The organism is Aeromonas sp. 3P (assembly GCF_051919745.1).
Classification (GTDB): Bacteria; Pseudomonadota; Gammaproteobacteria; order Enterobacterales; family Aeromonadaceae; genus Aeromonas; species Aeromonas veronii.
Window position 1 is genome coordinate 2,905,001 of record NZ_JBQBED010000001.1, and the last position, 26,081, is coordinate 2,931,081.

Annotated in this window: 20 protein-coding genes and 2 rRNA genes (1 of these 22 cut by a window edge); 14 read left to right on the top strand and 8 right to left on the bottom strand. The window is 55.3% G+C overall.

The window, feature by feature from the left end; genetic code table 11:
• The 3 genes from ACTG19_RS13355 to tcdA form a co-directional block, all read left to right on the top strand.
• A 23S ribosomal RNA gene (locus tag ACTG19_RS13355) occupies positions 1–2,556 on the top strand (it extends 334 nt beyond the left edge of the window).
• Positions 2,557–2,676: 120 nt separating this feature from the next.
• A 5S ribosomal RNA gene (rrf, locus tag ACTG19_RS13360) occupies positions 2,677–2,791 on the top strand.
• Between the two features lie 193 nt (positions 2,792–2,984).
• Entirely contained in the window at positions 2,985–3,821 is an 837-nt protein-coding gene (tcdA, locus tag ACTG19_RS13365; protein ID WP_439989158.1) for a tRNA cyclic N6-threonylcarbamoyladenosine(37) synthase TcdA, read from the top strand.
• A 21-nt stretch (positions 3,822–3,842) separates the two neighbouring features.
• Here tcdA and ACTG19_RS13370 read toward each other — a convergent pair whose 3' ends face one another.
• Positions 3,843–4,277 carry a SufE family protein gene (locus tag ACTG19_RS13370; protein WP_058056434.1) on the bottom strand — a complete coding sequence of 145 codons (435 nt, stop codon included), beginning with the start codon at positions 4,275–4,277 and terminating at the stop codon, positions 3,843–3,845.
• A gap of 13 nt (positions 4,278–4,290) precedes the next feature.
• Positions 4,291–5,511, bottom strand: a complete 1,221-nt coding sequence (locus ACTG19_RS13375; RefSeq protein WP_439989159.1) for a SufS family cysteine desulfurase — start codon at positions 5,509–5,511, stop codon at positions 4,291–4,293.
• Positions 5,512–5,692: 181 nt separating this feature from the next.
• Here ACTG19_RS13375 and rep point away from each other — a divergent pair, with 181 nt between their 5' ends.
• Positions 5,693–7,711 carry a DNA helicase Rep gene (gene rep / locus ACTG19_RS13380; protein WP_199427811.1) on the top strand — a complete coding sequence of 673 codons (2,019 nt, stop codon included), beginning with the start codon at positions 5,693–5,695 and terminating at the stop codon, positions 7,709–7,711.
• Between the two features lie 129 nt (positions 7,712–7,840).
• Here the strand turns inward: rep and ACTG19_RS13385 are convergent, their stop codons facing one another.
• The 5 genes from ACTG19_RS13385 to ACTG19_RS13405 all read right to left on the bottom strand — a co-directional run bounded on the left by ACTG19_RS13385 (position 7,841) and on the right by ACTG19_RS13405 (position 13,889).
• Entirely contained in the window at positions 7,841–10,117 is a 2,277-nt protein-coding gene (locus ACTG19_RS13385) for a putative bifunctional diguanylate cyclase/phosphodiesterase (RefSeq protein WP_421318693.1), read from the bottom strand.
• 84 nt (positions 10,118–10,201) lie between these two features.
• Entirely contained in the window at positions 10,202–10,657 is a 456-nt protein-coding gene (locus tag ACTG19_RS13390) for a c-type cytochrome (RefSeq protein WP_041234042.1), read from the bottom strand.
• Between the two features lie 197 nt (positions 10,658–10,854).
• Complete coding sequence (tdh, locus tag ACTG19_RS13395; protein ID WP_005340852.1) at positions 10,855–11,883, bottom strand: L-threonine 3-dehydrogenase; 1,029 nt, start codon at positions 11,881–11,883, stop codon at positions 10,855–10,857.
• Between the two features lie 55 nt (positions 11,884–11,938).
• A complete protein-coding gene (locus tag ACTG19_RS13400; RefSeq protein ID WP_136502380.1) occupies positions 11,939–13,129 on the bottom strand; it encodes a glycine C-acetyltransferase in 1,191 nt (396 codons plus the stop codon).
• A 115-nt stretch (positions 13,130–13,244) separates the two neighbouring features.
• Complete coding sequence (locus tag ACTG19_RS13405) at positions 13,245–13,889, bottom strand: TetR/AcrR family transcriptional regulator (RefSeq protein ID WP_005340848.1); 645 nt, start codon at positions 13,887–13,889, stop codon at positions 13,245–13,247.
• A gap of 158 nt (positions 13,890–14,047) precedes the next feature.
• On the opposite strand from ACTG19_RS13405, the gene rfaD reads away from it, so the two are divergent.
• The 6 genes from rfaD (at position 14,048) to ACTG19_RS13435 (ending at position 21,363) form a co-directional block, all read left to right on the top strand.
• Positions 14,048–15,004 carry an ADP-glyceromanno-heptose 6-epimerase gene (gene rfaD / locus ACTG19_RS13410; protein WP_005340846.1) on the top strand — a complete coding sequence of 319 codons (957 nt, stop codon included), beginning with the start codon at positions 14,048–14,050 and terminating at the stop codon, positions 15,002–15,004.
• Between the two features lie 118 nt (positions 15,005–15,122).
• Complete coding sequence (locus ACTG19_RS13415; protein WP_113740205.1) at positions 15,123–16,883, top strand: polysaccharide deacetylase family protein; 1,761 nt, start codon at positions 15,123–15,125, stop codon at positions 16,881–16,883.
• Positions 16,884–16,894: 11 nt separating this feature from the next.
• Positions 16,895–18,124, top strand: a complete 1,230-nt coding sequence (locus ACTG19_RS13420) for an O-antigen ligase family protein (RefSeq protein ID WP_162628438.1) — start codon at positions 16,895–16,897, stop codon at positions 18,122–18,124.
• The gene (locus ACTG19_RS13425) at positions 18,121–18,939 is read left to right on the top strand and encodes a glycosyltransferase (RefSeq protein WP_113740203.1); all 819 of its coding nucleotides are present in this window, start codon (positions 18,121–18,123) and stop codon (positions 18,937–18,939) included. Before ACTG19_RS13420 ends, ACTG19_RS13425 begins: the two co-directional genes overlap by 4 nt.
• Before the next feature lies 1 nt (position 18,940).
• A complete protein-coding gene (locus ACTG19_RS13430; RefSeq protein WP_113740202.1) occupies positions 18,941–20,065 on the top strand; it encodes a glycosyltransferase family 9 protein in 1,125 nt (374 codons plus the stop codon).
• 98 nt (positions 20,066–20,163) lie between these two features.
• A complete protein-coding gene (locus ACTG19_RS13435; protein ID WP_113740215.1) occupies positions 20,164–21,363 on the top strand; it encodes a 3-deoxy-D-manno-octulosonic acid transferase in 1,200 nt (399 codons plus the stop codon).
• Between the two features lie 43 nt (positions 21,364–21,406).
• Here ACTG19_RS13435 and ACTG19_RS13440 read toward each other — a convergent pair whose 3' ends face one another.
• Positions 21,407–21,946, bottom strand: a complete 540-nt coding sequence (locus ACTG19_RS13440; RefSeq protein ID WP_113740201.1) for a hypothetical protein — start codon at positions 21,944–21,946, stop codon at positions 21,407–21,409.
• Between the two features lie 298 nt (positions 21,947–22,244).
• On the opposite strand from ACTG19_RS13440, the gene ACTG19_RS13445 reads away from it, so the two are divergent.
• Genes ACTG19_RS13445 through ACTG19_RS13460 form a run of 4 tightly spaced genes read left to right on the top strand, consistent with a single transcriptional unit; the run spans position 22,245 to position 25,707 of the window.
• A complete protein-coding gene (locus tag ACTG19_RS13445; RefSeq protein ID WP_113740200.1) occupies positions 22,245–22,961 on the top strand; it encodes a substrate-binding periplasmic protein in 717 nt (238 codons plus the stop codon).
• A gap of 60 nt (positions 22,962–23,021) precedes the next feature.
• The gene (locus ACTG19_RS13450) at positions 23,022–23,843 is read left to right on the top strand and encodes an AraC family transcriptional regulator (protein ID WP_439989160.1); all 822 of its coding nucleotides are present in this window, start codon (positions 23,022–23,024) and stop codon (positions 23,841–23,843) included.
• Between the two features lie 40 nt (positions 23,844–23,883).
• The gene (locus tag ACTG19_RS13455) at positions 23,884–24,519 is read left to right on the top strand and encodes a LysE family translocator (RefSeq protein ID WP_058059345.1); all 636 of its coding nucleotides are present in this window, start codon (positions 23,884–23,886) and stop codon (positions 24,517–24,519) included.
• A gap of 57 nt (positions 24,520–24,576) precedes the next feature.
• Positions 24,577–25,707 carry an ABC transporter substrate-binding protein gene (locus tag ACTG19_RS13460; RefSeq protein ID WP_439989161.1) on the top strand — a complete coding sequence of 377 codons (1,131 nt, stop codon included), beginning with the start codon at positions 24,577–24,579 and terminating at the stop codon, positions 25,705–25,707.
• The last annotated feature ends 374 nt before the right edge of the window (positions 25,708–26,081 follow it).

The following is a 26,081-nucleotide window of genomic DNA, read 5'->3' on the forward strand; positions in this document are numbered from 1 at the left end:
TACACGAAAACAACCTTGATGTGAAATCGAGTAGGGCGGGACACGTGACATCCTGTCTGAATATGGGGGGACCATCCTCCAAGGCTAAATACTCCTGACTGACCGATAGTGAACCAGTACCGTGAGGGAAAGGCGAAAAGAACCCCTGTGAGGGGAGTGAAATAGAACCTGAAACCGTGTACGTACAAGCAGTGGGAGCCCTTCGGGGTGACTGCGTACCTTTTGTATAATGGGTCAGCGACTTACATTTTGTAGCGAGGTTAACCGTATAGGGGAGCCGTAGGGAAACCGAGTCTTAACTGGGCGTCTAGTTGCAAGGTGTAGACCCGAAACCGGGTGATCTAGCCATGGGCAGGTTGAAGGTTGAGTAACATCAACTGGAGGACCGAACCCACTAACGTTGCAAAGTTAGGGGATGACCTGTGGCTGGGGGTGAAAGGCCAATCAAACTCGGAGATAGCTGGTTCTCCCCGAAAGCTATTTAGGTAGCGCCTCGGACGAATACTACTGGGGGTAGAGCACTGTTTGGGCTAGGGGGTCATCCCGACTTACCAACCCCATGCAAACTCCGAATACCAGTAAGTAATATCCGGGAGACACACGGCGGGTGCTAACGTCCGTCGTGAAGAGGGAAACAACCCAGACCGCCGGCTAAGGTCCCAAAGTTCTGGTTAAGTGGGAAACGATGTGGGAAGGCTCAGACAGCTAGGATGTTGGCTTAGAAGCAGCCATCATTTAAAGAAAGCGTAATAGCTCACTAGTCGAGTCGGCCTGCGCGGAAGATGTAACGGGGCTCAAACCAGGCACCGAAGCCGCGGATTCACACTTATGTGTGAGTGGTAGGGGAGCGTTCTGTAAGTCTGCGAAGGTGTATCGAGAGGTATGCTGGAGATATCAGAAGTGCGAATGCTGACGTAAGTAACGATAAAGGGGGTGAAAAGCCTCCTCGCCGGAAGACCAAGGGTTCCTGTCCAACGTTAATCGGGGCAGGGTGAGTCGACCCCTAAGGCGAGGCCGAAAGGCGTAGTCGATGGGAAGCAGGTTAATATTCCTGCACGACTTGTAATTGCGATGGGGGGACGGAGAAGGCTAGGTGGGCCAGGCGACGGTTGTCCTGGTGAAAGTGCGTAGGTGGTGTTTCTAGGCAAATCCGGAGACACAACACTGAGACACGAGACGAACACACTACGGTGTGGAAGCCATTGATGCCCTGCTTCCAGGAAAAGCCTCTAAGCTTCAGATTACAAGTCATCGTACCCCAAACCGACACAGGTGGTCGGGTAGAGAATACCAAGGCGCTTGAGAGAACTCGGGTGAAGGAACTAGGCAAAATAGAACCGTAACTTCGGGAGAAGGTTCGCTCTTGACAGTGAAGTCCCTTGCGGATGGAGCAGTTGGGAGTCGCAGTGACCAGATGGCTGGGACTGTTTATCAAAAACACAGCACTCTGCAAACACGAAAGTGGACGTATAGGGTGTGACACCTGCCCGGTGCCGGAAGGTTAATTGATGGGGTTAGCGCAAGCGAAGCTCTTGATCGAAGCCCCGGTAAACGGCGGCCGTAACTATAACGGTCCTAAGGTAGCGAAATTCCTTGTCGGGTAAGTTCCGACCTGCACGAATGGTGTAACCATGGCCATGCTGTCTCCACCCGAGACTCAGTGAAATCGAATTCGCCGTGAAGATGCGGTGTACCCGCGGCTAGACGGAAAGACCCCGTGAACCTTTACTACAGCTTGGCACTGAACATTGAACCTACATGTGTAGGATAGGTGGGAGGCTTTGAAGGCGTGACGCCAGTTGCGCTGGAGCCGTCCTTGAAATACCACCCTTGTATGTTTGATGTTCTAACGCAGGCCCATGAATCTGGGCCGCGGACAGTGCCTGGTGGGTAGTTTGACTGGGGCGGTCTCCTCCCAAAGAGTAACGGAGGAGCACGAAGGTTGGCTAATCCTGGTCGGACATCAGGAGGTTAGTGCAATGGCATAAGCCAGCTTAACTGCGAGACGGACAGGTCGAGCAGGTACGAAAGTAGGTCATAGTGATCCGGTGGTTCTGAATGGAAGGGCCATCGCTCAACGGATAAAAGGTACTCCGGGGATAACAGGCTGATACCGCCCAAGAGTTCATATCGACGGCGGTGTTTGGCACCTCGATGTCGGCTCATCACATCCTGGGGCTGAAGTCGGTCCCAAGGGTATGGCTGTTCGCCATTTAAAGTGGTACGCGAGCTGGGTTCAGAACGTCGTGAGACAGTTCGGTCCCTATCTGCCGTGGGCGTTGGATGATTGAAGGGAGTTGCTCCTAGTACGAGAGGACCGGAGTGAACGAACCTCTGGTGTTCGGGTTGTCACGCCAGTGGCACTGCCCGGTAGCTAAGTTCGGAATCGATAACCGCTGAAAGCATCTAAGCGGGAAGCGAGCCCTGAGATGAGTCATCCCTGACCCCTTGAGGGTCCTAAAGGGCCGTTGGAGACCACAACGTTGATAGGTGGGGTGTGTAAGCGCGGCGACGTGTTGAGCTAACCCATACTAATTACCCGTGAGGCTTAACCATACAACACCCAAGAAGTGTTCTAAGGCTTGTAGCAAATAGAACGAACTACTCAAATTCAGTGATAGTGACAAGCCAAGCGCAACATCACTACTCACGTCAGCTTTCTGGATTAAGAATTTGCCTGGCGGCCATAGCGCCGTGGAACCACCTGATCCCATGCCGAACTCAGAAGTGAAACGCGGTAGCGCCGATGGTAGTGTGGCATTCGCCATGCGAGAGTAGGACACTGCCAGGCACCCAATTTAAGAACCCCGCTCATCGAGCGGGGTTTTTTATTGCCTACAATTCAGTAAATCGCCTTAATATTGACCTTTTATTCCCTCTTCTCTGCCGTTTTCCCTGTTTTTCCTCCCCTATTTTCTCCGGTTCTGCCATCGCCGCTGGCGTTGGTTGTCGTTATAATGGCCGCCCTCAAGCAAGGTGGTGGTATGAAAGCAGAATATCTACAGCGATTCGGGGGCATTGCCCGTCTTTATGGTCAGAGCGCACTGCGTTCCTTTAGCCAGGCCAAGGTCTGTGTGGTGGGGATCGGTGGCGTGGGCTCCTGGGCGGCCGAGGCGCTGGCCCGCGCCGGCATCAACCAGATCACCCTGATCGACATGGATGATATCTGCATCACCAACACCAATCGCCAGATCCACGCTATGCAGGGTACGGTTGGTCGCCTCAAGACCGAGGTGATGGCCGAGCGCATTCGCGCCATCAATCCGGATTGCGAAGTGATCGAGGTGGACGATTTCGTCACCGCCGACAACCTGGCCGAGCATATCAAGCGAGAGTTTGACTATGTGGTGGACGCCATCGACTCGGTCAAGGCCAAGGTGGCGCTGATTGCCTTCTGCAAGCGCAACAAGATACCGGTAATTGTGGCCGGTGGTGCTGGCGGGCAGATGGATCCGACCCAGATCACCGTGGCCGATCTGGCCAAGACTATTCAAGACCCGTTGGCGGCAAAGGTGCGCTCCGACCTGCGCCGGTTGCACAATTTCAGCAAGAATCCGGCGCGCAAATTCGGGGTGGAGTGTGTCTTCTCAACCGAGCAGCTGAGTTATCCGGATGGTAATGGTGGCACCTGTCAGGCCAAGGCGGCCAGCGATGGCACCATGAAGATGGATTGCGCCTCCGGTTTTGGCGCCGTGACGCCGGTGACGGCAACCTTCGGGCTGGTTGCCGCGTCCCGGGTATTGAAGAAGATTGCCGAGCGGGGGGCCCGCGCCGAGAAAGAGAGCGGGAATGAAGATGCAGGGTCGATTGGTGAAGCCTAATCGACCACTGAACAGAGCGGGTTAGACAGCCTGTTCCCGGATCGCCAGCACGATAGCTCTGAGCCCGTTACCTCGTGACGGGCTCAAGTGTTTCTCAAGTCCCAGTTCGGTGAAATACCCTTCCATATCAAATGCCTGGATCGCCGCAGACGATTGGTGGTTGAGTGCCGCCAGCACGATGACGATAAGGCCCCGCACGATCCGGGCATCGGAATCACAGGCAAAGTGCCAGCAGCCATCCTCGCTTTGTTCTCCCTTCAGCCAGGCCTGGCTTTCACACCCCTTGAGGCGGAACTCCTCCTGCTGCCATTCGGCGGGTAGCGCTGGCAGCTGCTTGCCGAGCTGGATGATGAGCCGGTACTGGTTCTCCCAGCCATGAGCGGCGGCAAACTGCTGGCGGATGGTGTCGGCGTTGGGCTCAAGGCCAATCTGGGTATAGCTTGCGAGGTCACTCATTCGGTTGTCTGCCTTAGAAGAAGTCACTGAGTTTGTGCAGGGCGGCCAGCAGGGCGTCGACATCGTTCCGATTGTTGTAGCAGGCCAGCGAGGCGCGCATCGTGCCGCCGATCCCGAGCGACTCCATCAACGGCATGGCGCAGTGATGGCCGACTCGCAGGGCGATCCCCTGCATATCGAGCAGGGTAGCAGCATCTTGCGGGTGGATGTCGTCGAGCAGGAAAGAGACCGAACCGGCGCGTTGGCCGGGTTCGCCGATCAGACGCAGCCCCGGCACCTGCTGAAGGCCAGCGACCAGATAGTCGGTCAGGGCCTGCTCATGCTGGTCGAGCCATTGCCTATCTTGCGCCATCACAAAGTCGATGGCGGCAGCGAGGCCGATAGCGCCAGCGATATGGGGAGTGCCCGCTTCGAACTTGAAGGGCAGGGTATTGAAGGTGGTGCCGCTGAAACTGACCCGATCGATCATCTCGCCACCTGCTTGCCAGGGCGGCATCCGTTCCAATAGCTCGGTGCGGCCCCACAACACGCCTATGCCGGTCGGGCCATAGAGCTTGTGACCGGAGAAGACGTAGAAGTCGCAACCGATGGCCTGCACATCCACCTCGAGATGAGCCACCGCCTGGGCGCCGTCGATCAGTGTCACGGCGCCAGCTGCCTTGGCCGCTGCCACCATCTCTTTGACTGGATTGACGGTGCCAAGGGCATTGGATACGTGGGCCACGCTCACCAGCCGGGTACGTGGCCCCAGCATGGCGTGATAGGCGGCCAGATCGAGATCGCCCCGCTTATCGAGTGGGATAACCCGGATGACTGCGCCTGTGCGTTGGGTGACCAGCTGCCACGGGACGATATTGGCGTGGTGCTCCAGCGTGCTGAGGATGATCTCGTCCCCCGCTTTGAGCTCGCTCATCCCCCAGCTCTGGGCTACCAGATTGATCGCTTCTGTGGTACCACGGGTCCAGATAACTTCGTGGCTGCGGGGCGCATTGATAAAGCGGGCGACCGTCTCGCGGGCAGCCTCAAAGGCGCGGGTAGCGCGGCCACTCAGAGCATGGGCGGCACGGTGCACATTGGCGTTGTCGGCCCGATAGTAGTGAGCGATGGCATCCAGTACCGCTTGCGGTTTCTGGGTGGTGGCGGCGTTGTCCAGATAGACCAGAGGGTGGCCGTTTACCTCCTGCGTCAAGGCCGGAAACTGGCTGCGCAGTTGGTCGTGCTGTTGCTGATTCATGCTCCCCTCATCATCTGGAAAAAGTCATCATCTCGAAAGGTCGGCCATGATCCTGAAAATAGCGCCCGAACACAAGGCGCGATAAGCCCGATTGGCGGTTGCCTGCCGTGCAGCAGGTACGGCTCGTCGGGTGATTTCTGGTACAATGCCGCCCCTCATCATAAGCCAAGAGATCCGGCCCATGAAGCTCAACCCCAATCAGAACGAAGCGGTCAAGTATGTCTCCGGCCCTTGCCTGGTGCTGGCGGGTGCCGGATCGGGCAAGACCCGCGTCATCACCAACAAGATTGCCTATCTGGTGCAGCAGTGCGGCTACAGTGCGCGCAACATCGCTGCGGTCACCTTTACCAACAAGGCGGCGCGGGAGATGAAGGAGCGGGTCGGCCAGACCCTGGGTCGCAAGGAGGCGCGGGGGCTGATGGTCTCCACCTTCCATACCCTGGGTCTCGATATCATTCGTCGGGAGCACAAGAGCCTGAATCTCAAGGCGAACTTCTCCCTGTTCGATGACACCGACCAGCTGGCGCTGCTGAAAGAGTTGACTGAAGACGAGCTCGACAACGACAAGGACAAGCTCTCGGCCCTTATCAGCCAAATCTCCAACTGGAAAAACGACCTTATCCTGCCAGCCCGCGCCATGCGCATCGCTCGCGGGCCGGAAGAGGTGTTGATGGCCCAGCTCTACGAGCGTTATCACCGCCAGATGGTGGCCTATAACGCGCTGGATTTTGACGACCTCATCGTGATGCCGACCCTGCTGCTCAAGAGCAATCAGGAGGTGCGCGAGCGCTGGCAGAACAAGATCCGCTATCTGCTGGTCGATGAGTATCAGGACACCAACACCAGCCAGTACGAGCTGGTGAAGCAGATCGTCGGCGAGCGTGCACGTTTTACCGTGGTAGGGGATGATGACCAGTCCATCTACTCCTGGCGCGGTGCCAAGCCGCAGAATCTGGTGCTGCTAAGCGAAGATTTCCCCAGCCTCAAGCTGATCAAGCTGGAGCAGAACTACCGCTCCAAGCGGCGGATCCTCAAGTGCGCGAACATCCTGATCGCCAACAACCCGCACGTCTATGACAAGGCGCTCTTCTCCGAGTTGGATGAGGGGGTGAAGCTCAAGGTGCTGTTCGCCAAGAACGAAGAGCACGAAGCGGAGCGGATCGCCGCCGAGATGATGGGCCACAAATTTATGAACCGCACCCGGTTCAAGGATTACGCCATCCTCTATCGGGGCAACCATCAGTCGCGCATCTTCGAGAAGGCGCTGATGACTAACCGGATTCCTTACCGTATCTCCGGCGGCACCTCGTTTTTCTCCCGCACCGAGATCAAGGACATCATGGCCTACCTCAAGCTGCTGGTGAATCCGGACGAGGACACCGCCTTCCTGCGGGTGGTCAACCTTCCGCGCCGCGAGATTGGCCCCACTACCCTCGAAAAACTGGGTCAGTATGCCAATCAGCGCGGCAAGAGCCTGTTTGCTGCCAGCTTCGAACTGGGGCTGGAACAGCATCTCTCCGGGCGGGGCCTGACTGCTTTGCAGGCCTTCACCAACTGGCTGGTTCGCCTTGGCGATCAGGCGTTGCGTGGTAATCCGGTGGAGGCGGTGCGGGACATGATCAAGGAGATCCATTACGAAGAGTGGCTCTACGAGACCTCGCCCAGCCCGAAAGCGGCCGAGATGCGGATGCAGAACGTTTCCACCCTCTATCGCTGGATCACCGAGATGCTGGAGGGGGATGAGCTGGAGGAGTCGATGACGCTGGCTCAGGTGGTCACTCGCCTCACCCTGCGCGACATGATGGAGCGCAACGAGGGGGAGGACGATGCGGATCAGGTGCAGTTGATGACCCTGCATGCCTCCAAGGGGTTGGAGTTCCCCTATGTCTATATGGTGGGGATGGAGGAGGGCTTGCTGCCCCACCAGACCAGCATCGACGAGGACAACGTAGAGGAGGAGCGGCGCCTCGCCTACGTGGGCATCACCCGGGCCCAGACCGAGCTGACCTTTACCCTCTGCAAGGAGCGGCGCCAGTTTGGCGAGTCGGTACGGCCCGAGCCGAGCCGCTTCCTGCTGGAGCTGCCGCAGGATGATCTGGATTGGGAGAATAAAAAAGTAGTCAGCCCTGAAGAGCGTCAGCAAAGAGGTTTGGATGCTCTTGCTCAGATAAGAGCACAACATAATTTGAAAAAGGGGTAGGGCGATTCTTCTCTACTTCTTGAGTTATCCCCAAGGGGAAAACCAGAAGAAGGTGACTGCCGAGGAGCGCCAGCAGAAGGGGCAGGTTGGTGTTGCCAACCTGCGGGCGCTGTTCAAGAAGGATTAATCCTAAGGATTTGCCGGGGTCAGTAGCGGTACTATGTCTGCTCCCGGCATGGGCGGTGAGATATAGCGCCCTTGCCCCATCCGGCAGCCGATATCAATCAGCTTCTGCAACTGCTGCTGGTTCTCGATCCCCTCGACCACCAGGGTGTAATCGAGATCCTGACAGATATCCCGCATGGCGCGGATCAGCGCCAAATCTTTGGGTGATTGCAGCATCCGCTGGGTAAAGCTGTCATCCACCTTGATGTAATCCACCGGGAAGTGGAACAGGGCGTTGAGGGAAGAGAAGCCGGTGCCGAAATCATCGAGGCTGATCTGGATACCCTTGGCCCTCAGGTCATGCAGGGATGCCAGCGCATCGGAATCTTGCCGCGACAGCTCCCGCTCGTTGAATTCAAAAATCAGATAGCCGGGGGCGACCCCCTCCTCTTCGATAATTCCCATCAGCCGCATGATGTGGTCATGGTTGACCAGATGCTTGCCCGACAGATTGATGGCGATCTTGAACTTGCCCTGCCCGGAGATTGGCAGCCAGTTCTTCAGCTGTTGGCAGGTGTGGCGCAGGATCTGGTAATCCAGCTCCAGAATCAGGCCGCACTGCTCCGCCAGCGGAATAAAGTCGAACGCATCCTTCAGAATCCCTTCCTCGGTCAGCCAGCGCGCCATCACCTCCAGTCCGGTCAGGCGGCTATCCTGCAGCCGGATCACCGGCTGGAAGTAGGGGACGATACGCCCCTCCCGCAGGGCTCTGGCCAGCATCTCTTCCGGCGAATTCCAGTTCTGGTTGATGCAATCATCCGAGTAGCTGACGATGCGACTGCGACCATTGCGTTTGGCCTGATACATGGCCAAATCGGCCTGATGGAGCAGCTGGCTGATATCTGAGGTTTGCTCGGATACGCTCGATACCCCAAGGCTGACGGTAATGCTCAGCTCGTTGCCGAGTAGCCGGAAAGGGTAGGAGAGACGGCTGATAATGCGGTTGAGCACCGGGCTGATGTCATCGTCGCTCTTGCTGCTGTCCAGATAGATGACAAACTCGTCGCCCCCCAGTCTGGCCACCAGATCATTTTGCCGGATACAGGTTTGCAGGCGGCGGCTGACCTCCTTGAGCAGCTGATCCCCAGCGCTGTGGCCCAGGGTGTCATTGATCTGCTTGAAGTGATCCACATCGATGAATATCACCGCAAATCCCGGCGATTTGTAGCGGTTGTAGTGGGTCATGGCGTGGTTGAGGTGGTTCATCAACAGCGCGCGGTTGGGCAGCTGGGTCAGCGGGTCGTGAAGCGCATCGAATTGCAGCCGCCGTTCCAGCTCCTGATGCTGCTTGAGCTGCTTTTGCAGCCTGAGGTTGGTCTGACGCAGCTGTTGCAGCCGCTGGTTGATGGAGTCTTCGGTATTGATGTCGTTGAGCTGCTGGCGGATCCGTCTCAGCTCCAGCAGCAGGGTGAGCTGACCACGCAGGAAGTCGAGAAACAGCTTGTCGTCGGTCTCCAGCGGTTGAGCCGTGCTGATGATGAAGTGGGCGAAGTACTGTTGTTGCAGCCGCAGCGGCATGCTGTGCCAGTAGCGTGACTCCCTGCTCACCTCGATATTGCTGGTGCTGTGGCACAAGCCGCTGATGAACTCGTCTCCCTGATGGGGATGGGCAGGGTAGATCTTTTCCAGCTTCTGACTGGTTAGCCTGACCAGCAGCATGTCCTCGATGGTGAGCATCTGACGCAGTACAGCTTCCAGTTGGGAGAAGAGCGCCTGGGCCGGCAGGGTATTGGCGAGCCGCATGATGCGGCTGATGCTCTCGATTTTCTTTTTCCAGTTCGGGTCTTTGCGGATTAGCGGCGAAGGCAGCTCGGTGAGATGGGATCCCGCCTGGGTTTCGGTCAGCCGTTTGGCCAGACACTCCAGCAGCAGACGCAGGGTTGGCAGGTCGGCAGGGGTGCCGCGAGCCAGCAACCACTGTATCTGGCCATGCTCAATGGGGAAGACGCACCACCCTTCGGCTTCATCCAGCTGGGTGAGCTGATCGGTGATGCGGGACTGCTCACGGCCCAGCTGTTGCTTGAAGATGTCGCTGACCTTGTAGGCGTAAAGCCAGTTCAGACCGGTATCGGAGAGGCCCAGCATGCCGAAATGTTGCAGCGGGCAGAGTTGGTCAATCTGCTGGATCAGGGCATCGTAATCGTCAGACGTGGCGGTTTGTGGCGCCGGGAAGTCCATAATGGCAGAGACCAACGCCAACAGAGGAGTTGAGTAGTGGGGTTCGATGGATTGGGCCGACATGTGCAACTCCCGATATGTCTACCTTACAAGAGTAGTCGGAAGCCGATAGATTGAAAGGGCCGCAATTGCGGCCCTTTCAAATACTTACAGCTTGTCGATCATGTAGTGGATGGCGTTTTCAATCTCTTCATCACTACAGTTCGCACAGGTGCCGCGCGGAGGCATCATGCCGGACTTGCCGGTAAAGCCTTCAATGGCATGTTTCTTGAGAGTATCAATGCCCTGGGCGATGCGAGGATCCCAGGCGGCCTTGTCACCCCGTTTGGGGGCACCAGCGGCGCCGGTGTCGTGACAGGCAAAGCAGGCGCCCTTGTATACCGTTTCGCCATCGCGGGGACCGGAAGAGGCGGCCGCCGTCGGTGCAGCACTCGCGCCGGCAATACCTTCCAGATCCTTGGCGGTATAGACCTGACCGATTGGTTTGATCCGCTCGGCAATGGCCTCCGGTGACATCTCATCGGCAGCAAGCACTGCCCCAGACAAGCTGGCGGCCGTCATCCCGACAGCCAGCAAATAGCTCAGTTTTTTCAACACGCTCATATACTCCCAGCAGTCTTTTATTATCCATGTAAACGACGGGATTATAACCGAATAGTTACAGCCATTTAAACGCTTGTGTGTGAAGTGTTAAACACTCTGCGTACAAAGTTTTGGCCGATATCACGGCAATTCGGGCGGTGGAGATAAAAAGAAACCCGGCATTCGCCGGGTTTCGGTTAACCAAGGGGTGAAACGGCCTATTTATCCCAGCTCAGGATCACCTTGCCGGAGTGGCCGGAGCGCATCGCATCGAACCCCTGCTGGAATTCGTCGATATGGAATCTGTGGGTGATGATGGGGGAGAGATCCAGCCCGGACTGGATCAGGCTGGCCATCTTGTACCAGGTCTCGAACATCTCGCGGCCATAGATCCCTTTGATAAACAGCCCCTTGAAGATCACCTTGTTCCAGTCGATGGCCATGGTGGAGGGGGGGATGCCAAGCATGGCGATCTTGCCGCCGTGGTTCATCTTGTCGAGCATCTCCTGGAAGGCGCTCGGGACGCCGGACATCTCCAGCCCCACGTCGAAGCCTTCGGTCATGCCCAGCTCGCTCATCACGTCGGCCAGCTTCTCCTTGGCCACGTTGACCGCGCGGGTGGCGCCCATCTTGCGGGCCAGCTCCAGCCGGTATTCGTTGACATCGGTGATCACCACGTGGCGCGCACCCACATGGCGGCAGACGGCGGCAGCCATGATGCCGATGGGGCCTGCCCCGGTGATGAGCACATCTTCACCCACCAGATCGAAGGAGAGGGCGGTGTGCACCGCATTGCCGAACGGGTCGAAGATGGCGGCCAGCTCGTCCGGGATGTTGTCCGGCAGCTTGAAGGCGTTGAATGCGGGGATCACCAGATACTCGGCAAAGGCACCCGGGCGGTTGACGCCAACGCCAATGGTGTTGCGACAGAGGTGAGTGCGCCCGGCGCGGCAGTTGCGGCAGTGACCGCAGGTGATATGCCCTTCGCCGGAGACCCGATCGCCGATGGCGAAGCCGCGCACCTCCTGACCGATGGCGACCACTTCCCCAACATATTCGTGGCCGACCACCATGGGTACCGGAATGGTCTTCTGGGACCACTCGTCCCAGTTGTAAATGTGGATATCGGTGCCGCAGATGGCGGTTTTGCGGATCTTGATCAGCAGGTCGTTGTGGCCGAGCTCGGGGGCCGGCACATCCGTCATCCAGATGCCGACCTCTTTGTGCAGTTTGGAGAGTGCTTTCATGGCTGTTCCTTCAATATGAATGCTAAAAAAAGGGGCTGCAGCCCCTTGATTCAAATCAGATAACGCCGAGTTCACGGCCGATGCGGATAAAGGCGTCGATCGCCTTGTCCAGCTGCTCGCGGGTGTGGGCGGCAGACATCTGGGTGCGAATACGCGCCTGACCTTTGGGCACGACCGGGAAGGAGAAGCCCACCACATAGATGCCGGCTGCCAGCATGCGGCTCGCCATTTCGGAGGCTAGCTTGGCATCCCCCAGCATCACCGGAATGATGGCGTGGTCGGCGCCAGCCAGAGTGAAGCCGGCGGCGCTCATCCGCTCGCGGAAGTAACGGCTGTTCTCTTTCAGACGTGCGCGCAGGTCGTGACCTTCCGCCAGCATGTCGATCACCTTGATGGTGGCAGAGACTATGGAGGGGGCCAGCGAGTTGGAGAAGAGGTACGGGCGGGAGCGCTGACGCAGCCAGTCGATCACCTCTTTCTTGCCGGAGGTATAGCCACCGGACGCGCCGCCGAGCGCCTTGCCCAGGGTGCCGGTGATGATGTCGACCCGATCCATCACACCGCAATATTCGTGGGTGCCACGACCATTTTCACCGATAAAGCCGACGGCGTGGGAGTCATCCACCATCACCAGCGCATCGTATTTGTCGGCCAGATCGCAGATGGATTTGAGGTCGGCGATGACCCCATCCATGGAGAAGACGCCGTCGGTGGCGATCAGCTTGAAGCGGGCGCCATCGGCGTCAGCCTGTTTGAGCTGGGCTTCCAGTTCGGCCATGTCGTTGTTGGCGTAGCGATAACGCTTGGCCTTGCACAGCCGCACGCCGTCGATGATGGAGGCGTGGTTGAGGGCATCGGAGATGATGGCATCTTCGGCGCCGAATAGGGTCTCGAACAGGCCGCCGTTGGCATCGAAACAGGAGGAGTAGAGGATGGTATCTTCGGTGCCGAGGAAGGCAGACATCTTCTGCTCCAGCGCTTTATGCTGGTCCTGGGTGCCACAGATGAAGCGCACCGAGGCCATGCCGAAGCCGTGGCTGTCGAGTCCCTGATGGGCGGCAGCGATCAGATTCGGGTGGTTGGCCAGCCCCAGATAGTTGTTGGCACAGAAGTTCAGTACCTGCTCACCGCCGACGGCGATGCTGGCCTGCTGGGCGGAGGTGATGATGCGCTCCTGCTTGTACAACCCTTCAGCTTGCACCTGGTTCAGTTGCTCGGTCAGGTGACGATAGAATCCGTTAGACATCCTCGATCCTTAGTGGCTATTTCAGCTGCGTATCAACAGAGGGCGACATTTTACTGCAATCTGTTGCGGTAAATTCAAATGATTGTGCTGATATTCAACAAATGTGAAACAGATCTCACCCTGCTGGTTGGGCCAGCTGACGGTAGTGCTGTTCCAGCTGCTGGATCTGTCCGGCCACCTGGGGTTGCACATAAGGGCGCAGCAGGAACAGCACCTTCAACACGCCCTGATAGAGCAGCGGTTTGGTGATGCGGGTGTTGGGGGCCTGGGCAATCTGGAAGGGGATCCAGCAGGTCACCACCATCTTGATGGTCTGTCCCAGATCCGGCAGGTCTTCATCGCTGACATCTATGATGCCCCCTTCGCGCAGGCTTCTGAGCAGCGCGACCACGGAGGAGCGCATCTGTTCCTGGGCTTTGAGGTACTTCTGTTGCAGCGGTTCGTCACGGCTCAGGATGTCCGGCAGATTGGCGTAGAAGAAGCGGAACTGCCACATCAGATAGAAGATGGCATCCAGATAGCCCATCAGATCCTGCAGGGTGATCTCACGGTTGCGGGTCGGGACGAAGCTCTCGCTCAGGTGGCGGGCATACTGGTCGAAGATGGAGTGGATGATGTCTTCTTTATTGCGGAAGTGGTAGTAGAGGTTGCCCGGGCTGATGCCCATGTGCGCCGCAATATGGTTGGTGGTGATGTTGCGTTCACCCTGATCGTTGAACAGCTCGGTCGCGCTGTGAATGATCCTGTCTCTGGTTTTCATCACTCATTCCTCCAACAGGTTCCGCTCGGGGCAGTTTTGAACAAGGTCGAATCCCCGGACGGCCCGTGATAAACTTTTCGGCAATTTCAAATTGGCTCACTATACACAGCTTTAACAAGCAGTCACATGTAGCCATCAACGTACGAGAGGCAAACTCCATGATCGTAGTAACTGGCGGTGCTGGCTTTATCGGCAGCAATCTGGTCAAGCAGCTGAACGCTCAAGGACGGACCGATATCGTGGTCATTGATGACCTGACCGACGGCACCAAGTTCGTCAACCTGGTCGATCTGACCATCGCTGACTACATGGACAAAGACGAGTTTCAGGCTCGGATCGTCTCCGGTGACGAGTTTGAAGAGTGGGACAACGGCATCGAGGTGATCTTCCACGAAGGTGCCTGCTCTGCCACCACCGAATGGAACGGCAAGTTCATCATGGAGGTCAACTACGAGTACTCCAAGGATCTGTTCCACTACTGCATCGAGCGTGAAATCCCGTTTATTTACGCCTCTTCTGCCGCGACCTACGGTGGCCGCAATGACAACTTCATCGAAGATCCCAAGTTCGAACAGCCGCTCAACGTCTACGGCTACTCCAAGCAGCTGTTTGACCAGTACGTGCGCCGCTGGATGCCGGAGATCAACTCTCAGGTTGTCGGCCTCAAGTACTTCAACGTCTACGGCCCGCGCGAGCAGCACAAAGGCTCCATGGCTTCCGTCGCCTTCCACCTCAATACCCAGGTGAAGAAGGGTGAGAATCCCAAGCTGTTCGAAGGTTGCGATGGCTTCCCGAACGGTGGCCAGATGCGTGACTTCATCTATATCGACGATGTCTGCAAGGTAAACCTCTGGTTCTGGCAGAACCCGCAGCACTCCGGCATCTTCAACTGCGGTACCGGCCGTGCCGAGCCGTTCCAGAACGTGGCCGAAGCAGTGATCAAGCATCATCAGAAGGGAGCCATTGAGTACATTCCCTTCCCGGATCACCTCAAGGGTCGCTACCAGAGCTTCACCCAGGCTGACATGACCAAGCTGCGCAGCGTGGGTTATGACGCCGAGTTTAAAACCGTTGCCGAAGGGGTAGCGGATTACATGGCCTGGCTCAACCGCTAACGGGTGAGCACAACGCGGCAGTTTGAGCGCAAAACCGGAAGTGGGCACTCGCCTGCTTCCGGTTTCTGGTCTCTGTGGCTGCTTGCCATTCCTCTCTTCTCTACCGGGTAACCGCGCGATGAATATATTGATGGCACTCTCCCAGCTCGAGGTAACGGGAGCTGAGGTCTATGCCACCACGGTCGGTAACGAACTGACCCGGCGTGGTCACAACGTCTTTTATGTTTCTGATACCCTGACCAAGCCGACGCTTGGTCCCGTCTTCAAGCTGAGATTCAACAAGCGCAGCATTCTGCGCCGCTTCTGGCACGTCTTTTACCTCATCTATCTCATCAAGAAGCACCATATCCAGTTGGTGCATGCTCACTCCCGCGCCTCCGGCTGGAGCAGCTATGTCGCTTGCAAACTGACTGGCACCCCGATGATTACCACGGTTCATGGTCGCCAGCCGGTGCACGCTTCGCGCAAAGCATTCCATGCCCTTGGGCTTAGGGCGGTTGCCGTTTGTGAGGATATTGCCCATCAGATTGTCGACAATCTGGGGGTGGATCCCGCGATCGTGCAGGTGCTGCGCAACGGTATCGAAACCGACAAATTCCAGCTTGTGCCAGCGCCGGACAACCCAAAGCCGGTGATTGCCATCATTGGCCGTTTGAGCGGTCCCAAAGGGGAGCTTTGCTACCGCCTGCTCGACGAAGTACTCGATCTGGATGCCTGCAAGGTACGGATTGTCAGCGGTACCAAGGTGCCGGAGCGCTTTGCCCGTTTCGAAGATCGTACCGAGTTTGTCGGTTATGTCGATGATGTGCCTGCTCTGCTGGCTGGCAGCGATTTGGTGATCGGCGCCGGTCGGGTTGCGATGGAAGCACTGCTCTGTGGTCGGCCCGCCTTTGCCATTGGTGAAGCCAGGGCCATTGGTCTGGTGACCGAACAGAATCTGGATGATGCCCTGGCGAGTAATTTTGGCGATATCGGCCCCAAGGATCTGGCTATCGATTTTGCTGCCCTGAAGGGAGAAATCGAGACCGCCCTGGCCAGCAAGACGGTGCCGGAAGTCATTCGGCAGCGCATTCAGGATGAGTATGGCTTGCAGGGGGTAGTATCTGGCCTCGAAACCATCTATCAGGATGCCGTAGTCGAAACCCTGCGCCGCGAGATGCCCGTCATCATGTACCACCGCTTTATCGAACAGGATAGCGAGAAAGGGGTGCACGGCACCTGGATGCCGATCACCATGTTCGAGAAGCATCTGCGCCTGATGAAGTGGCTCGGCTACGAGACCCTGACTTTCCGCGATTTGGCGGACAAAGGCTTTATCCACCGTCTGCAATACGGCAAGAAGTACCTGATGATCACCGCCGATGACGGCTATCAGGACAACCTGACCCGCATGCTGCCACTGCTGGAAAAATATGGTTACAAAGCTGTGGTGTACGTGGTCACCGGCGAAGGTTATAACCGTTGGGATGTGGATCATCCGACCAATCCGGATACCAAGGTCTCATTGATGAGTGGTGAGCAGGTCAAGGCGCTGGCCGCCAGCGGTCATGTGGAAATTGGTGGTCATACCCTGACCCATCCCCGCTTGAGCAAGCTCACACCCGAACAACAAGCCCATGAAATTCAGGAGAATAAACGCCAACTGGAGGCCCTGCTTGGCCATCCGTTGCTCTCGTTTGCCTACCCTTACGGAGATATGAACGAGAGTGCCAAGGAGCAGGCTATCGCTGCCGGGTATCGTTTTGCCGTTGCTACCAATAGCGGCCCCAAAGCGATGCACCAGGACCCCTACCAGATCCGCCGGATCGCTATCTTCCCCCGTACTGATGTATTCGGGCTGTGGCGCAAGATCCGCGGGAATTATGTTTTTAGAAAATGAAAGAGAAAAAAATGAATTACAAAAAAATAGAAAGATATTTACTTTGTTTGTTTGCTGCTTCCATATTTACTAGTAAGCCAGCTATTTATATTTCATCGGCACTAATGATAGTGTTTTTTATTGGGCGATGTGTTTTTGACAGAGAATATTATAATGTGGTGAAACGCGATGTTGTTTTATGGGGGCCAATCGCGGTGTTCCTATTCGGGGTCTTCGCGAAAATAATATCTCCTGCTTCCTTTGTGGATATAGGTCATTTTTTTTATAAGGGGATGTTTTTATTGGTTTTCCCGGCCTTAGTTATTTCTTTGCGAGAGAATAAAAATAGACGATTAGCATTCTCGATATCGATGTTGGGTTTTCTTCTATCTGTATTATGGTCTTTTGTCCAAGCATTTGTTCTGCTTCCACATACTTGGAGTGGTGAGCGATTTGGTGGGTTCTGGGATATAGGTCGGTGGGCTGAGATCACAACGTTTGTCTTTGCATTTATGTTGCCAAAATTGTCTGATGATATGACGGCATCAAAGAAAATTGTCATTGGATTATTTTTGTTTGTGACTTTCTTGAGTCTTATAATATCTGGCGGTCGTGCTGGTTGGATTGCTGCATCATTTTCCCTTGTGGTGTATATGATCTTTATGAATCGGAAAATGTTGTATGTTTTTACTCCGGTTGCATGTGTGTTGATTTTTTCTCTTTATCTAGCAATGCCCTCACAATTTAATGCTGTAGCGGGAAGGGCTACATCTGTAACTGAGACTACAAGCAAGGATTATTCTAACTTTAGCCGTATTCTCATGTGGGGGAATGGCGTTTCTCTTCTGCATGAAAATTTATCACATTATCCTCGAAAGTTTCTATTTGGTATAGGGTTCAATAAGTTTCAGACAGAATACTCGGCCTATTTGAACAAAATTTCGAATACTGAGGATCTGATAAAATTAACGCAAGGTAATTACTCCTTAAATGACTTGCATAATTCTTATCTTGATTCGGCAAATAAAATGGGTTTTTTGTATACGTTGTTTTTCTATGGCTCATTAATTTTCATTGTGTATCTTTTTTATAAGAAAGAATCTCTCATTAAGGGTTGCATATTAATTGCTCCATTTTTAATTTTGGGTGTTTTCTATACAAATTATCTTGAGTTTCAAACCTACATATTTTTCTTTGTTGTTGCATTAGCCTACTCGGAGGTTGAGCAATATAATGTTGATAACCATAAGGTGAGAGCATGAAAGCTAGTGTTATTATAGCTTTTTACAATAATTTAAAAGCATTGAAAATTATTCTGTCAGCTCTTAACAATCAGTTTGAAGATAACTTTGAGGTTATTATTGCTGATGATGGCTCCAGGGAAGATGTTGTTTCAGAAATAAAGTCTATTCAGACAGGATTTAGTTATCATATAAAGCATGTATGGCATGAAGATAAAGGTTTTAGAAAAAACAAGATACTTAATCAGGCTGTGTTACTTGCATCAAATGAGTACATAATATTTATTGATGGAGATTGCATTCCACAAGTTAACTTCGTTCGTGATCATTTGGAAAATGCAGAGGTTGGTTGTTTTTTAAATGGAAGAAGGGCGGACTTGTCACCATCATTTAGTCAGAAAATAACACTTGTCAGGCCAGAGTCATTTTTTAAAGAGAACGTATTTTTTATGCTTGCAGAATATATTTTTCTTGGGAAAGGGAAAAATATAGAGAAAGGGATGAGAATTACTAATCGATTTTTGAGTAGATGGTTGAATAGGAAAAACAAAGGGGTTGTTGGATGTAATTTTTCTCTTTACAAGAAAGATTTGACTTATATTAATGGATTCGATGAGCGGTATGAGGCTGCGGGGGTCGGAGAAGATACTGATGTTGAATTCAGATTGAAGTTGGCTGGTTTTAGATGCAAAAATATTTTTTATTTGGCTAATCAGGTTCACATGTATCATAAAGAGCTTCCTAGAGATCGAGTTAATGATGAGATATATGCATCTGTTGTTAAATCAGGGGAGTATTTCACCCCGTGGGGAATAGAAAAAAAGGCAGTTGATTAAAATGAAATTTCGGCTATTTAAGACTATTAAAGATCAATTTTTCATAGGGCGAGATTTATTTAGACGGCGTCTGGCAAGAATACTGTTTGATAAAGAGAGAAATTGTAACAAACATAATCTTTCAATATCTAGAGGTAATGGGAAAAAATTTCTGGTTATTCGTTGGGATGCCAAACTAGGGGATTCTATAGTTTGCTCTTGGTTATATAGGGAGATTAAAAAAGAGAATAAAAACAATCAACTTATAGTAATTTGCAATTCTAACATACAGAAATTGTATGAGAATATTTGGGGAGGTGATGTTTTTGTTATAAAAAAACGGCCTTCTTATAGAGAGTTGCGTCTGTTGGCAGAGAAAATAGGTTTTGTCGATTATGCTCTTCATTTTGGTGAGAAGCTAAAAATGAGAGACATTTATTTTCTAAGTAAGCTCTCTACAACATGCATTGCGGGGATGGATGATGACCTTGATTTAATAAATATTAAACTTGGTCAAGTTACATCAGAAATGCATTTTAGTGAGAAGTTTGTTTATTTTTTAAATGGAATTGGATTTTTTAATGTTGATGCGAAATATATCATTCCTGACTTCCCATTAGTTGAAAATAAAATAAGTTCATATCGGTGGCCACAAAAGAGCAATACTATTTGTTTTAATCCTTATGGGAGTGGGTCATCTCGAAGAATGAACTCTGAGTTGATAATTTCTCTGTGCGATTTCATGCTAAGAGAAACGGGTTTTTCTATCGTATTGTTAGGTATGCGTGATCAAGTTAAGGTAATTGAACATATGATAGCTAAAACCATAGATCCTGGACGAGTTTTTTGTTTACCGCCAGAGGACGTGTCAATTGAGTCACTATTCTCTCAGCTACGAATGTCAATTGGGTTGGTATCCGTAGATACTGCTACGATACACATCGCTTCCGGTCTGAATTTACCAACATTGGCAATTTATAATTCTAAAAGTGGTGAGCCAGATCAAAATTTTTTAAACTGGCATCCAAATAATGAGAAGGCTGATGTTGTTTTTACTAAGGATTTGAGTGGTCGTGGTGTAAACTCGCTTTCTGTTGATGATTTTGAAAGTAGATTCAAACAGTGGGTGAAGCGATTTCTATCATAAAAAAAAATAAATTATTTTATTTCGGTGTGATGTTTATTGGTCTCTTGATCAGCATATTATATTCGAATTTACAGAAGCTCACCGGCGATCAGACCCAGATGCTCTACAAAGGTTACCTTGGGGCCTATGAGGGGGTCTGGCTCAGCTATGGCAATGCGGCGAGTGCGGTGGGCAATGTGCCGGGGAGTTTGTCGGCCTGGCTGATCGGCGGGCCGCTGCTGCTGTGGGATTCTCCCTATTCCCCCATGGTGTTGCTGCTGGCGATGCGGTTGGTCGGATTCCTGCTGTTTGATGCAGTGATCCGTCAGGTGTTTGATGACAGGGTGCGTCTGCTGTTTCTGGTGATCTGCTGGCTCAACCCCTGGTTCCAGTACGAGAGTCTGCTCTACAACCCCTCCTATCTGTTCCTCTTCTCGGCCATGCACTGCTGGTCTGCCTGGCATATGCGCGAGCGGGCCTCCTTCTGGCACATGATTGTTCACCTGCTGGCCATCGGCATGGCGATGCAGCTGCACTACTCCTGGCCGCTGCTGGCGGTAATGTCCACCTATCTGTTCTGGCGCCGCATTCTCAAGGTGAGCTGGAGCGGGGTGGTGGTGGCTGCCCTGCTGATCGGTGCCTCCCTGATCCCTTATGCCATGGAAGTGATGAGCAACAGCCATATTACCCAGAACGTCGATCCCGAGGCACGCCAGCGCTATATCGGCTGGGGGCTGGTGCACGTCTATCCGGTGCTGAAATCAGTGCTCTACTGGCTGCGCTACGGCTCCTGGCTGTTTGCCAGCAAGCTGGTCAACGACACTCAGTTCATCTGGCTGGCAGGCCACGAATACCTGCAGATGGTAGCGATCTGGGTGTGGCGCATCGTGATTTACGGCGTGGGTTCCGCAACTGTGTTGCTGGCGGCCAAGGCCAACTGGCAGCTGTGGCGCGAACTCAAGCCGCGTCTGCTGCGCAGCGACCATGCTCCAGTGGATGGTGAAAGCTGGCTCGGCCTCTATGCGCTGGCGGCGGTGCTGGCGGTACTGGTGAGTGCGGCGCTCTCGCCCATCATCTTCAACTACTGGCACCTGATGCTGATCTTCCCCTACGCCCTGTTTCCGATCCTGCTGCTGCTGGTGCGCTGGAGCCGTCGTCATCCGCAGTGGGTTGGCAAGGGGCTGCTGGCGGCCACCTTGTTCTGCACCGCTGTGAACCTGATCGCGGCGTGCGACAGCACCAAGTTCTCCTATCAGGCGGACTACAAAACCCAGGTGCTGGAGTATCTGCAAGAGATGAAGCTGCAACCCAAGCAGTGAGTCATCCACGGCCAGCTCCCCTATCTCGGGGGGCTGGCTGTCACTATTCGAAACGGTCCATATGGGCGAAGTTTTTGGCTTCGGCAACCCAACCCTCACGCCCCTGCTTGTCCCGAATTTTTACCCACCACTGGTTCTGCGGTGACCGGCCGTATCTGATCTCTTTGCGCGCATAGTCATAATCGAGAATGTAGGTTTTGCCCATGTACCAGAACAGGCTATTGCCTTCGCCCAGTCCGCCGAGGATATAAAGCCTTTCCCCTGCCTTCATATTCAACAGCGGCCCTTTGCCCTCCTTGCTATAGCCCAGCTTGACCGATCTGAGTATCTCGACGATCCCCGGTTGTTCGGTAATGACGACCCCGGTCAGCCCTTCCACCTGCTGGCCGCGGGGTAGCCGGAACAGCGCTTTGGCCGTCAGGGATGGCTCGGCTCTGACGATCACCTCTTGCTTGGTGGTCCACGCCTGATAGGTACAACCCTCAAACGGGCAGCGACCCCAGTCGTAATAGGGCAGGCGCGGCTTTTCATCAGAACTTACGGTCGCAGCAAACAACGACAACAACAGCAAAAACAGTCTCATGAATCTACCTGTCCGGCGGGGCGCTCATCCGCCGGTTTAATGAATGGGGCCGCACTATATCTCAAGAGACCAAAATCCATCAAAGCAGCGGAATTATTGATTTTCACTTCAATAAAACGGGGCCCATTGGTCATGGGAGTCGGGGGCGCAAGAGGTCGAAGCGCGGCGGGAGCGGATAGCCCGCTCATTTGCCTTGTGCCATGCTGATGGCTATCAGGGCATCGGGTCGGCACCTATGGGCATCTCTCGTTCGGGCACGCGTTTGTCATTACTGCTATCGGCACTTCTTCTCCCTCTTATGACCATCAGCCAGGCCGTGGCGATCAACGCGCCACTGCGGGGATGCGTTTTCCAGCTGGCGCCGCTGGTCACCATCGATCAGCAGGGCAAGGTCTCCGGGCCGGTGATCGACTACTTTCGCAGTCATATCGAACCCGCGATCGGGCATACCATCGAGTGGCAGGGGCTCAATGTGGCGCGGCTGCTCAGCAACCTCGAGAGCGGCGAGTGCGATCTGACCCCGCTGCTGAGTTACAGTCCCGAGCGTGCTCGTCACTTTCGCTATATCGACCCCCACCTGTTGCTGCTGTGGCCAGTGCTGGTGGTACTGGTGCCATCGCGACTTCACTCGGTCGAGCGGCAGGAAGATCTCTTCGGCACCACCATCGGCTGGTCGAGTCAGGCGATCGTGCCGCTGCTGTTGCAGCATCCGCAGATCCACATCGACACCCTCTCCCAGCTCAGCTGGGAGCATGGCAACATGCAGAAGTTGCTGCGTGGGCGGATTGATGCCGCGCTCTTCTCCAACGATATCTCCGCCAACCATTTTCGTGCCAAGCTTCCTGCGGCGACCCGCCTCATCTACCTGCCGGTCACCCCACTGCAGGTGCATATCGTGCTGAACAAGTCGTTGGGGGATGGCAATCCCGAGCTGGTGCAGCGTATGCGTCAGATGGTGGAGCGGGTGCCGCTCGCCTCGCTGGTGGAACCAACCCCGCGGCTGTGGGGGCGTTGAGAGGGGGTTGCGTGCAATAATCTACAAGTCCAAGGCCCGCTTCTGGTGTATCTATAACCCATGAATACCACCGATTCCCTTATCCGCTACTGGCAATCCCCGCACCTGCCGGGGGTCGAGCTGTCACACTCCCACCACAGGGCGTTCAGCTACGGCCGCCATGTCCATCTCGACTACCATATCGGGCTGGTGCAGCGGGGTGGCCAGAAGTTTATCCACAAGGGGAACAGTCACCATCTGGTGCGCGGGGTGCTCTCTACCGTTAACCCGGACGAGGTGCACGACGGCCTCAGCCTGCTGCCGGAAGGGTACGAGGTGCGGGTCTTCGCCATCGATCCGCTGCAGCTGGCGCTCTGGCTGCCGGAGCAGCCGGAACCCTTCTTCGACAAGGGATTGCAGAGCCGCCCCGACCTCTATCAGGGCTTTGCCCAGCTACACGGCTATCTCGACAACCCCAAGGCCGATGGCCTGCTGATCGAGAGCCAGTTGCTCGCCCTGCTGGGGGAGCTGCTGCATCTGGCCCCCGAGGTACACCAGCTTGCCGATCCCCAGTTGCGATTCCTGCGCGACTACCTGATGGCTGCCCTCGACGAGCCCCACTCGCTGGAAGAGCTGGCGGGGCTGCTCGGGCTCGACCGTTTCGCCTTCCTGCGCCAGTTCAAGAAGCGCAGCGGCATGACCCCCTACGCTTGGCTGAAACGGCTGCGGCTAGAGCAGGGCAAGCGGCTGCTGGCGAGCGGGATGGCGGTGAGCGAGGTGGCGCTGGCGGTCGGCTTCTTCGATCAGAGTCACTTCCACCACGGTTTTCGCCAGGCATTCGGTCTGACGCCCGCCGAATTTCGTGCCCAGATGCAATCTTTTACAAGCCGCGCCCCCCGCTGATCCGCCATGCTGGCTCTCCGTCGTTAAAGCGAGAGTTGTTATGCTGACCAGTCTGTTCGTTACCCTCGGCCTGATGCACCTGATTGCACTGGCCAGCCCCGGCCCCGATTTCGCCCTGATCCTGCGCACCAGCCTGCACCGGCCGACCGCCCTTGGCGCGGCGCTGGGCATCTCGCTGGCGATCATGGTGCACGCCACCCTGAGCCTGACCGGGATCAGCATGCTGATCGCCAGTCACCCGCTGCTGTTTATGGTGATCAAGTGCTGCGGCGCCCTCTATCTGGGCTGGTTGGGGTGGGGCGCCCTGATGGCGGCTCGCCAGCAGAGTAGTACCGTGATGGCCAGTGCCGCCAACGAGCTGCGCGGCTGGGGCAGGGGTGTGCGCACAGGCCTTGCCACCAACCTGCTCAACCCCAAGGCGCTGGTCTTCTTTATCGGTCTGCTGGCCGCCATGGTGACGCCAGAGGTGGACGGGATGACCCGCAGCCTGCTGGTGGGTGAGCTCTTCATCATCTCCCTCTGCTGGTTCGGGCTGCTGGCGTGGAGCCTCTCCACCGATCGTGCCCAGCGCTTGCTGCTGCGGGTGCAGCGGCCGCTCAATCTGGTGACCGGCGTGCTGTTTGCGGTGGTCAGCCTCTCCATTCTGGCGAGCATGGGGGCCGAGCTGGTGGCCTGACGAGTCGACGCATGGGCCTATACTCCAACAAGGTTTACCTGTCAGGAGTGCCCGGCCATGCGTCTACTGCCTCTTTGCTGGTTGTTGGGGGTGACCCCGGCGCTGGCGGCCCCGGTTCAGCTCAAATTGCTGGAGTGGGGCTATCTGCCTGCGGGTTATGAACAACAGTTTGCCGACTACGCCAAAGCCCATGGGGTGGAGGCGACGGTCAGCCGGATCGAGCCGCTGCTGACCGATTTCGACAGCGTCTACCGCTCCCTGCGCACCCGCAGCGCCGATGTGGTGCTGCCGACCAGCTACTTCTACAAGGCCCATCACCAGCCGCTGTTCAAGCTGTTACTCCCCATCGATTTCAGTCGCCTGCAGCACTACGCCGAGGTGAAACCCGCCCTCAAGAACACCGAGTATGACAAGCAGGGGGAGCGCAACTACTCGGTGCCCTTCTCCTACGCCATGTTCAGCCTCGCCTATGACAGCAAGCAGGTGCCGCAAGTGCCCACCAGTTGGCAGGTGCTCGCCAACAGCTCGCCGCCGGGTCAGTTTGCCGAGTTCTGCGACCAGTTCGAGCCGCTGCTCTTTTCGGTGCTGCTCTCCCTTGGCAAGTCGCCCGCCCTGTTTGCCAGCGGCGAGATGCTGGCCGACAAGACCTTGCAGCAAGAGGTGGAGCTGCAGCTCTCGCAGCGGCTGCGAGCCAGTCGTGGCTTCTGGTTCAATCAGGCCAACCGCTGTGAGGATCTGCGCCAGCAGACCTTTGCTACCACCTGGGGGCTGGAGCTGGTGGAGTGCAACAAGCAGAACGAGCAGCAGTGGCGGATCGCCATGGTGCAGGAGGGGGCCATCTATGCCCTCGATGCGATCTCCATCGCCCGTCATGTTGGCGATGATCCTGCACGGCTCAAGGCCGCCTACCTGCTGGTGGATTTTCTGCTGAGCGCGCCGCTGCAACGCCAGATGCTGGTGGGCACGCCCACCATTTCGGCCAGCAATATTGCCTCCCGGCCACCCCTCAGCCCACAGGAGCAGGCGGTGCTGCCGGATCGCCCGCTGCCTGAGTTTGACGAGCGGCTGCTGGTGCCCGCGTTGCCCGCCCATATCAAGAATCGCTACAAACGGATGGTGCAGCAGGCGATCGTCGCCAGCGGCAAAGAGGGGCTGGTCAAGCAGTGCCCCTGGGACCTCGATAACTGATGAATGAGCCTGCCGCTTCTCCGGCGGCAGGCAAGTGTGCGCAAGATAGCTGATGATCGGTCATCGCCCGTTCCAGGATATTCCCCCGTTCAACTCACGCCGCTCGCTGGCCCACATCGTTTGAAAAAACTGAGCGCTTACCGCAGCCCCATTTAGCCGGATTAAACAACCGAACACTCGCCAGATTGCCGCTCATACCCTGGCTGACCCTGTACAAAAGTGCCTCAATTGTGACAACTTGGATGTGAGCTGAACAATCCTGATCTGTCCCTTGTGGGAAGGTGATGAATAGGTTATTTCTCTGTGACATTGGCGGCATCCGGCACGGGTTCTCCAGCCATGTGGTGCGAAATCCACAGCAAAAACAAACAGTA

Bases quoted from the DNA above. Each gene is read 5' to 3' on its own strand.
- tcdA (WP_439989158.1), top strand. From the start codon at position 2,985: ATGAAAGCAGAATATCTACAGCGATTCGGGGGCATTGCCCGTCTTTAT.
- ACTG19_RS13370 (WP_058056434.1), bottom strand. From the start codon at position 4,277: ATGAGTGACCTCGCAAGCTATACCCAGATTGGCCTTGAGCCCAACGCC.
- ACTG19_RS13375 (WP_439989159.1), bottom strand. From the start codon at position 5,511: ATGAATCAGCAACAGCACGACCAACTGCGCAGCCAGTTTCCGGCCTTG.
- rep (WP_199427811.1), top strand. From the start codon at position 5,693: ATGAAGCTCAACCCCAATCAGAACGAAGCGGTCAAGTATGTCTCCGGC.
- ACTG19_RS13385 (WP_421318693.1), bottom strand. From the start codon at position 10,117: ATGTCGGCCCAATCCATCGAACCCCACTACTCAACTCCTCTGTTGGCG.
- ACTG19_RS13390 (WP_041234042.1), bottom strand. From the start codon at position 10,657: ATGAGCGTGTTGAAAAAACTGAGCTATTTGCTGGCTGTCGGGATGACG.
- tdh (WP_005340852.1), bottom strand. From the start codon at position 11,883: ATGAAAGCACTCTCCAAACTGCACAAAGAGGTCGGCATCTGGATGACG.
- ACTG19_RS13400 (WP_136502380.1), bottom strand. From the start codon at position 13,129: ATGTCTAACGGATTCTATCGTCACCTGACCGAGCAACTGAACCAGGTG.
- ACTG19_RS13405 (WP_005340848.1), bottom strand. From the start codon at position 13,889: ATGAAAACCAGAGACAGGATCATTCACAGCGCGACCGAGCTGTTCAAC.
- rfaD (WP_005340846.1), top strand. From the start codon at position 14,048: ATGATCGTAGTAACTGGCGGTGCTGGCTTTATCGGCAGCAATCTGGTC.
- ACTG19_RS13415 (WP_113740205.1), top strand. From the start codon at position 15,123: ATGAATATATTGATGGCACTCTCCCAGCTCGAGGTAACGGGAGCTGAG.
- ACTG19_RS13420 (WP_162628438.1), top strand. From the start codon at position 16,895: ATGAATTACAAAAAAATAGAAAGATATTTACTTTGTTTGTTTGCTGCT.
- ACTG19_RS13425 (WP_113740203.1), top strand. From the start codon at position 18,121: ATGAAAGCTAGTGTTATTATAGCTTTTTACAATAATTTAAAAGCATTG.
- ACTG19_RS13430 (WP_113740202.1), top strand. From the start codon at position 18,941: ATGAAATTTCGGCTATTTAAGACTATTAAAGATCAATTTTTCATAGGG.
- ACTG19_RS13435 (WP_113740215.1), top strand. From the start codon at position 20,164: ATGCTCTACAAAGGTTACCTTGGGGCCTATGAGGGGGTCTGGCTCAGC.
- ACTG19_RS13440 (WP_113740201.1), bottom strand. From the start codon at position 21,946: ATGAGACTGTTTTTGCTGTTGTTGTCGTTGTTTGCTGCGACCGTAAGT.
- ACTG19_RS13445 (WP_113740200.1), top strand. From the start codon at position 22,245: ATGACCATCAGCCAGGCCGTGGCGATCAACGCGCCACTGCGGGGATGC.
- ACTG19_RS13450 (WP_439989160.1), top strand. From the start codon at position 23,022: ATGAATACCACCGATTCCCTTATCCGCTACTGGCAATCCCCGCACCTG.
- ACTG19_RS13455 (WP_058059345.1), top strand. From the start codon at position 23,884: ATGCTGACCAGTCTGTTCGTTACCCTCGGCCTGATGCACCTGATTGCA.
- ACTG19_RS13460 (WP_439989161.1), top strand. From the start codon at position 24,577: ATGCGTCTACTGCCTCTTTGCTGGTTGTTGGGGGTGACCCCGGCGCTG.